This window comes from Rhizobacter sp. P2_H2, from assembly GCF_056403375.1.
Map to the genome: position 1 here is coordinate 1 of NZ_JBFUFP010001187.1, position 1,571 is coordinate 1,571.

4 protein-coding genes are annotated in these 1,571 nt (G+C 50.9%); 3 read left to right on the top strand and 1 reads right to left on the bottom strand.

Annotation, left to right across the window (positions count from 1 at the left end):
- The 3 genes from AC1D15_RS31430 to AC1D15_RS31440 form a co-directional block, all read left to right on the top strand.
- Nucleotides 1–448, top strand: a 448-nt coding sequence (locus AC1D15_RS31430) for an AAA family ATPase (protein ID WP_477829123.1), incomplete at its 5' end; no start/stop codon positions are given.
- 9 nt (nt 449–457) lie between these two features.
- Nucleotides 458–994: a hypothetical protein gene (locus AC1D15_RS31435; RefSeq protein ID WP_477829124.1), complete on the top strand. Its 537-nt coding sequence runs from the start codon at nt 458–460 to the stop codon at nt 992–994.
- 84 nt (nt 995–1,078) lie between these two features.
- Entirely contained in the window at nt 1,079–1,324 is a 246-nt protein-coding gene (locus AC1D15_RS31440; protein ID WP_477829125.1) for a hypothetical protein, read from the top strand.
- Between the two features lie 46 nt (nt 1,325–1,370).
- On the opposite strand, the gene AC1D15_RS31445 is transcribed toward AC1D15_RS31440, so the two are convergent.
- A partial coding sequence (locus AC1D15_RS31445) for a hypothetical protein (RefSeq protein WP_477829126.1) occupies nt 1,371–1,571 on the bottom strand: 201 nt, incomplete at its 5' end.

Here is a 1,571-nt window from a genome sequence, read left to right on the forward strand (position 1 = left end):
GAATATCGCGGACGTTGGTTTCGGGCATAGTCAAGTATTGCCATTTCTCGCTGGGGGCTACGCGCTCGGGCCGGATTCCACATATTTTGTCGAGCAGCCAGAGCTTCATCTGCATCCGAAAGCGCAGGCGGAACTTGGTGACTATTTGCTGGAGCTCTATGAGCAAACTACACAAGTCTTGGTGGAGACCCATAGCGAGCACCTTATATTGCGACTTCAGCAACACGTGGCAAGTGGGTTAATTAATGAGGGAGATATAAGATTATTCTATGTCTGTAATAATCAATCAGACGGCGAAGCCGCGCATGATGATGAAATAACAATAATTGATATCGACAAGAAAGGGCAGTTCAAGAGGCCTTGGCCAAAAGGATTTTTTCCGGAGAAGCTGGAAGAGTCAAAGCGGCTCGCAAAGATCCGGTTTGAGCAGTTGGGCCTCGAACTCTAGGAGGGCAGCATGCGATCACTTGTCATTGATGCGAATGTATTTTTGGCGTTTGCACGAGAAGAAATTCTCGGCGAAGAGAATGTGGAACGTACTGCCTCACCGTCGCCGCTGTTTAACGGCCTCGGAGTGGAAGTGGTCGCGTTTTTGGATTCGGGGGGGCACATTCAATCGGAGTGGCGAGATTTGATTAAGTTCGCTCCTGAATGGTTTTCTACATGGCTCGCGCACGCCTTCGCAGAAGGAAAGTTGTATGAAGTGGATCCGTCAATAGATCCTCAACTTGCAAAGCGATATAGGAAGATCGGATTTCCAAGTGGAAAAGATATCTGGTATATAAAAACCGCGCACGGACTCGTTGTAATTTGCCATCGCAATAGGCCATGTCTTGTGGCTGAKGACATTGATTTTTATGACCCGGCGCAGAAGGCAATGCCGAATAAATGCGACTATTTTCGAAAGGGCCGCGGCGTCGTGTGTAAGCAGTTGAAGGACGATGGCATTGATCTTCGCTGTATTGAGACGGCGCGGTTGGAACTTAATCTTTAGTCCGCCCCGAACAACGCGCCAAGCCCCAAGAGCACTGGGCTGTAGCACGGCAGACAGTGGATTGAATTGCAAGATTCAGGTCGAATGAATATCGAATCCTTGCAAAGAGAGATGAGGTTTGAATTGGCTAAAGGCGAGACAAGAGCGCAGCAATCACGACCTGTTCCGAGCGGCGCTGGGCAACCTGATCAATCAGCGGCACGACTTGTGCGGCTGACTGGGCTGATCAACTGGCAGTCGTTCGCCGACGAGTGGGGCTCGCAGTTCGTGTTGACGACGGGACGCTCCGCGCTGCCCACGAGGCTGATGGCGGCGCTGCTGTATCAGTAGCATGCTTACGCGCCGAGCGATGTAAACGGCACTTGTTCCAGGTAATCTACTTTCCGCCGTCGGCCTCGGCTCCAATCGCTAGAGTCAAAGACTTTCTAATATCAGGGTCGAGACAAGATCTGCACCACTCATTCGCAAGCACTTCCCAGACGCTCACAGAACTTTTCAATATTTGATCACCCACCTTCGCATTCCATCTGTGGTGATCGGGCTCCAACATGGCGTCATCAAGGGCAGTAAAGAGAGT

Bases quoted from the DNA above. Each gene is read 5' to 3' on its own strand.
- AC1D15_RS31440 (WP_477829125.1), top strand. From the start codon at position 1,079: ATGAATATCGAATCCTTGCAAAGAGAGATGAGGTTTGAATTGGCTAAA.